This window comes from Candidatus Clostridium helianthi (assembly GCF_045310795.1).
In the GTDB taxonomy this organism is placed as follows: domain Bacteria; phylum Bacillota; class Clostridia; order Clostridiales; family Clostridiaceae; genus Clostridium; species Clostridium helianthi.
The window spans coordinates 1-6,191 of sequence record NZ_JBJIAB010000079.1 but is presented as its reverse complement, the minus strand read 5'-3'; the positions used below and the strand labels follow the sequence as shown (position 1 = coordinate 6,191).

Genomic DNA, 6,191 nt, shown 5'->3' with positions numbered 1-6,191 from the left:
CTCTTCTATAGTTGCGTTTTCCATAAGTTGATATACCATTGTAGCAATTATTTCTACATGGGCCATTTCTTCTGTTCCTATATCTGTTAGTAATCCTTTTGATTTTCCAGTTGGCATAGTAAAACGTTGATCTAAATATCTCAAGGCAGCACTTAATTCTCCGTCAGGACCACCATATTGAGTTATTAGCAATTTTGCCATATTAAGATCTTTGCATTTGTTAAGATTCACTGGATATTCTAAATTTTTTACATAGTACCACATAAACTCTTATTCCTCCTCCCTGCTACAATTTTCCCAAGGCCATGGTGTATTTACCCAAGCTTTTGGATTTTCTACATATGCAGATCCAAAGTTTGTTAATGGGCCAAAGTTTTTTTCATATGCGCTAATTAGTTCAGTTAACTTACAAGATACCTTGTTGTAATCTTCTTTAGCGTTTTTATCTTCAGGAAAATTGTCGAGGAATAGGTTTAGTTCTACAGCACAAAACTGATAAACTCTTATACTATTTAGCATCTCTCGTTGGTTCATAATATTATATCACCTCTCGTATTTGATTTTCTTGTATTCAAATTCATATTCATGATCATATTCATGTTCGTGCTCATGCTCATGATGGTCATGGTCACAATCATAGCCTTTATGATCATGCTGTTTTTTATATGGTCTGTAAAGGTCTTTAAATATTGTTCCTTTTACAAAGCCTTCTTTGCAAGAATACAAATTCTCATATTTTTGAGGTAATATATATGCGCGTGCATATTCATATTTTTTTGAATACTCTTTGGAATATTCTTTTGAGTATTCTTTTGATTTACACATACAGTCATCATCGTCGCGTCTGTACATAAGGGTTAACACTCCTTCATTTGTTGTTCATTTATATAAGTATCTTATGCGTATTATGAAATAATGTGATAATTTATAAAATATATTTTGAATTTTTGATATTCATTGTCTGAAAATGTTATAAAGGAGTGCGAAATTAAAATAAAGGCAGTATTTAGAAAAACTAATTACTACCTTCACTTTAATTTTGATAAATATGACCATCAGTAACTGAAACAAAGTAATTGCTATTTAAACCGTATTTTTCGAGTATTTCAGGAATTGTTTTATCATATTTCATTTCATCTATTTTTTCATTTATTGCTTTTGCTAAAGTAATATCATTTTTCCTAACAGCAGCAGCTATTTTACCAGGGGATTCAGGAGTATAATCTGTTGGAGGCAATACTCTCAAATATAAATTATTTCGAAAGATCATGTATGAAGCAAAAATAGAATCGGTTATTGCAGCATCTATTTTTTTAGTACTTACAGCTGATAATAAATCATTTTGATTTTTAAATGAAACTATATCTTTTACGATGCCTTCTGTTTTCCATTTTTGGGCTAGATTTAAAAAAGCTGTTCCTAGTTGTGCACCTACCACAGCATTTTTTAGATCCTCCTTAAAGACAATTTTTGATACTTTAGGGGTAATTATTGCTTCAGATTCTTTATACAATATATTTGTAAATAATGCTTCTTTTTTCCGTTCATCTGTAATATACATTCCATCAGCTACTATATCTATGCTGTCATCTGTATTTAATTGTTTTAGTAAATCGTTAAATGGAATTTGCTTTATTTCTACCTTGTTTATCCCAAGCCTTTTAGCAGCTTCTCTTATAATTTCTGCATCGATTCCAGTAAATTCTTTAGTTTTTGGGTCTATGTAAGCAAAGGGAATATCATTTGAAGATGCAACAACCAGTACCCCTTTTTCTTTTACTATTTCTAATCTATCTTTTGATACTTTATTATTAGATATATTAGCGCCACAAAATATTAATTGAATAATATTCATTGATAACATAATAAAAATAAGCAATTTTTTATGAATTTTCATATGCTAAATTTCTCCTTTTTATTATTATCTTAACTTAACGCGTTGTGCTAATTTTTATATTGCAATTATTGTAGTATAAAAATGCGCAAAATATCCTTGAGTAAAATTTAATAAATTTTAACCAAATGCAAGATGTTTAATTTGAGCTATATGAATAGTATTTCCTGTAATTGCATTTAGTACAAATGATATATTATGAGTAAGTATTTTTAGAGTAATTCTCAGCATTAATCCCCACTTTGACTTAGCTAGAACTCTTGCAATATTAAATTGGCCAGCTAATTGAGAAAAACTAGTTTCAACTCTCCGACGCGCTTTTGATAAAGCGTTACGAAGTCGTTTTTCTAGTGGTGTTTTACTATTTTTTCTCTTCAGCGATAGAAACAAGATTTCTTTTTCTTTAGCTAATGATACTTTAAGCTCATTACCGATGTATCCTTTATCAGCGAGTATCTTTATATTGGTGTTTGTTTGAATGAGTTCGAACACAGCATCTCTATCATCAGTATTAGCAGTCGTTAAAAGAAAATCTGTTATGAAACCATCAGTAGTAATTAAAGCGTGAAGTTTCAATCCAAAATAAGTTTCCTTTTTTGAAGCGCAATAACTATAAGTTGATATGTCCTTGAATAATTTACTAAAGTAGGCTCTTCCGAATTTGCATACTGGGATAGGCATACTATCAATAATTCTAGTATCATCATCACTAAATATTGGCAGACTTGAAAAGTATCTTTGGATTTCTAAAATTACTTTGTATAAATTTCTTTTGGTTCTGTTAAATCTTGTTCTATCGCAAATATTAGGAAATAAATCCGAATAATTTTTTTTAACAAAATAGAACCAAGCTTTTTCAGAATCAATTGTAAGGGCTTCGCCTACGATACTAATTGTTATTATTTCTGAGTCTGAGAGCTTAGATTCAGAAATATTTCTTCTATTTTTGATGGATTCAGGAATTACTTCATTGTAAACATAATCGATTAACACAAACGAAACTATAAAAAAATCTTTTAAATTAGCAATTTTTTCAGTATTATAATAAGTGAACTCTAACATTTTAATCATCTCCTTATTATACTTTTAGTGTTAATTTAATTATAATTGGGATGATTAAATTTTGTTAGAGTTTTTCTTTATTAAATTTTAACTAGCACAACGCGTTAACTTAATATAAAATTATTCATTAAAGAAACTCAATATTAAATCAAAAAAATTCCTATAATTAAGGTAATATTAAGAAAAGGAATGTATAATAAAGGTTGGCAAAGATTTAAATAAAAATTTATGATATAGATATCTAACTTTAAAACTAAGTTTATGTGATAAATTACCGAAATCATAAATATTTTGATTCTTAAAAGCTATGAAAATATCGCTGAAGGTTCTAAGCAGCAGGTTGTACCCACTTTAGCATGCTCCCACTTTCAGTGTGACAAGTTAAAAGAAAATATAGCTGTTAAACGATAATATTAATAGCTAATCCATAATTAGAGAGTTAAGTAACCGATTATTTATCTTATAATGTATTATTTTGTTGAAAAAGAGGAATTTGAAGCTGATTAGCGAATAATAAACAATAATAGATTTGGCTTATAGTCAAACAATAAATGTATGGGGTGAAAGTCACGAATGAGGTGTCTATTAGAAATAAGCAATAATTTCTCATCTTGGGATGATTTTATATCAGCTATAAATGAAAATCCAACAGCTAGACAAATTACATTAGAGTCATGGAAAAGATGTGAGAAGTTAGGAATGAATCCTAACAAAGTTAAATTTGAGTTTTTATCAAGTAGGGATGTTGAAAAAAAGAAGAAGGAAAATTATAAATTGACAGAAATATCAAATTTATATATGGATTCGCTCTCTATGAGTTTAGCAAATATTCCACATACAATTGCGTTATCAGATAATGATGGATGGATCATTGAGTTTAGAGAAAAGACTGAAGAACTGGGTGGAATAATAGAAGGTTTTTCTCTTGGGGTAAATTGGTCAGAAGAAAATGTTGGGAATAATGGGATAGGAACTGCATTGGCACTGGGGCAGCCAATTTTGGTTTATGGGGCAGAACACTATGGTATGCCTGATTGTAAGTGTGGGTGTATAGGGGTGCCAATTATAAATAATGAAAATATCATAGGGGCAATTGGAATAAGTGTTCCAGTTGAACATATGAATCCGGTGAAATTACACTCTTTTATAGCTTGTATAAATTCAATTGAGACAGCTATGAAATATATTAATGATAAATTTAGTAATACCTCAACTGGAATTAATTTAACTGCAACAAGTGAATTAATTGCAACAGCTGTTCACGATCTTAAAAATCCACTATCTGTAGTTAGAGGATTAGGTCAGCTTGGCATAGCAACTTCAGATAAAGCTAGGATGGATAATTATTTTAATAGAATAATTAATCAAGTTGACGAAATGAATGATATGGTAATGGAACTCTTGAGTATATTTAAACCAGAAGAGCTTACACCACAGAAGGTAACTCCTCTAATAAAAGATGTTTTAAACTCTTTTCAGCCTATTTGCAATCATAAAAATATAAAGTTATCATTGGTAGACAATGTAGATGAATATGCGAACATATCAAAAAAGCTTTTAAAGAGGGCAATAGAGAATCTTATAAACAATGCAATTCAAGCAATGGATATTGGTGGGTCAATTGAAGTTACAACTGAAAATTATAAAAATTCCATACTCATTATAATTAAAGATACAGCTGGGGGCATTCCAGAGGAGCTCAATGAAACTTTATTTGAACCGTTTTCTTTTAGAAGAAGTGGAGGAACGGGGCTTGGCTTGTTTATGGTCTATCATACAATTACAAATATTCATAAGGGAAAAATATGGTTTGATACAGAGCTGGGTAAGGGAACAACATTTTTTATGAAGCTGCCAATAACAAGAAATGTTGAAAATGTCTCAGTTAGGCAGTTCGAGTTGATTTAATTAAATTAAGTTTTCATATGTAGATATATTGGATTATGTAAAATTATAATTTTGTAGAAGATATTTGAATAAACTTACAAATAAAGTTTAACATTTTCAGAAACTAACGGTATTTTGATGTATCATGAAAATAATAATAAAACCATATTTTCATGTATCGCTAAAATAAAAAGAAAGTGAAAGGATTAGATTTATGTCAAAAGTATTAAAATTAATAAAGTACTTTTTAGGATTTATTGCACTTACGGGTTTGATTTATACATTTATTTATTATTCTGTGATAAGTAAATTAACTACATAATTAGAAAGTATCTGTAGCAGTGCACAATGCACATTTCACAATGCACAATTATGGTTAAAATTATTGCAAGATTTTTAGAACCATGATTGAGAATTATTTTTGCAACATATATAATAATATTTTTTGAATTTCATTAAGTTAATGTTAAGGTAGTGTAAGTATAATAAAACTTGTAAAAAAGTTTTTTTCATTTTCATTTCTTAAGCAATATAAGGCTATGTTTTAATATAATGTTGAAATATAGCCTTAAAATTATAGATGGGATTGTCAATTATAATACTAAATATATGAAAATTGCACACAAAAAAATCGTAAATTCATTTTCTTGAATAATACGATTTTACAATTTATTATTTAATTTTTGATTCATGATTTATGAATATTGCCTTTTAGTGCACATCCATGTAGTTTTGTTTCTTCATCAAGTATGAAGGATGGTATAATTTTGTTGGTGGATAATATTCATCATGGGTGTAAACAAATCCAAGTTTTTTTAGCAATTGAGCAGATGCTGAATTTTTAGGATTATGTCCAGTAAAAAGTGCATTAGCATTAAGATTTCTAAAAGCATATTCCATTACTGCAAAACATGCTTCTTTAGCAATCCCTTTTCCCCAATACTTCTCTTTTAAATGAATTCCCATTTCTAATATATTGTTCTCATGATCATATGGCCGTAAACCGCAGCATCCTAAATTTTCATTAGTTTCTATTAAATAAATTGGCCAATATTGAATATTGTAATTGTTATAATTTTCTATTTCATTTCTTAGCCTTTGTTGTACTTGTTCTTTTGACATCGTGCCTTCTGCTGTGATAAATTTTGTTACTTCTGGATTTCCCCATAATTCTAAAGCATCACATATATCATTTTCACTCCATATTGAAAATCCAATTCTTATTGATTTTAAAAAGAATTCTTTCATTCTATACGCTCCTATAACTTCACAATATGAGTTGTGTTGATTGCGATGTTGAGACCTAAAAATAGCACATAATTAAAATAAATCTATACTTAATTTTATA

The 6,191-nt window shown here is 28.8% G+C and carries 7 protein-coding genes; 1 reads left to right on the top strand and 6 read right to left on the bottom strand.

What is annotated here, in order from left to right:
* The 5 genes from ACJDTP_RS27060 to ACJDTP_RS27040 all read right to left on the bottom strand — a co-directional run.
* Positions 1-264, bottom strand: a 264-nt coding sequence (locus tag ACJDTP_RS27060) for a manganese catalase family protein (RefSeq protein WP_406762968.1), incomplete at its 3' end; no start/stop codon positions are given.
* A 6-nt stretch (positions 265-270) separates the two neighbouring features.
* On the bottom strand, positions 271-534 hold the full coding sequence (locus ACJDTP_RS27055) for a spore coat protein CotJB (protein ID WP_026889622.1): 264 nt from the start codon (positions 532-534) through the stop codon (positions 271-273).
* 9 nt (positions 535-543) lie between these two features.
* Positions 544-852: a spore coat associated protein CotJA gene (locus ACJDTP_RS27050; protein ID WP_077869316.1), complete on the bottom strand. Its 309-nt coding sequence runs from the start codon at positions 850-852 to the stop codon at positions 544-546.
* Between the two features lie 181 nt (positions 853-1,033).
* Positions 1,034-1,897, bottom strand: coding sequence for an ABC transporter substrate-binding protein (locus ACJDTP_RS27045; protein ID WP_406762967.1), 864 nt, complete (start codon positions 1,895-1,897; stop codon positions 1,034-1,036).
* Positions 1,898-2,014: 117 nt separating this feature from the next.
* Positions 2,015-2,956, bottom strand: coding sequence for an IS982 family transposase (locus ACJDTP_RS27040; RefSeq protein ID WP_406762966.1), 942 nt, complete (start codon positions 2,954-2,956; stop codon positions 2,015-2,017).
* Between the two features lie 573 nt (positions 2,957-3,529).
* Here ACJDTP_RS27040 and ACJDTP_RS27035 point away from each other — a divergent pair.
* Positions 3,530-4,864 (top strand): ATP-binding protein, encoded by a 1,335-nt coding sequence (locus ACJDTP_RS27035; RefSeq protein WP_406762965.1) that lies wholly within the window; start codon positions 3,530-3,532, stop codon positions 4,862-4,864.
* 690 nt (positions 4,865-5,554) lie between these two features.
* Here ACJDTP_RS27035 and ACJDTP_RS27030 read toward each other — a convergent pair.
* Positions 5,555-6,091 (bottom strand): GNAT family N-acetyltransferase, encoded by a 537-nt coding sequence (locus tag ACJDTP_RS27030; protein WP_078117320.1) that lies wholly within the window; start codon positions 6,089-6,091, stop codon positions 5,555-5,557.
* Between the last annotated feature and the right edge of the window lie 100 nt (positions 6,092-6,191).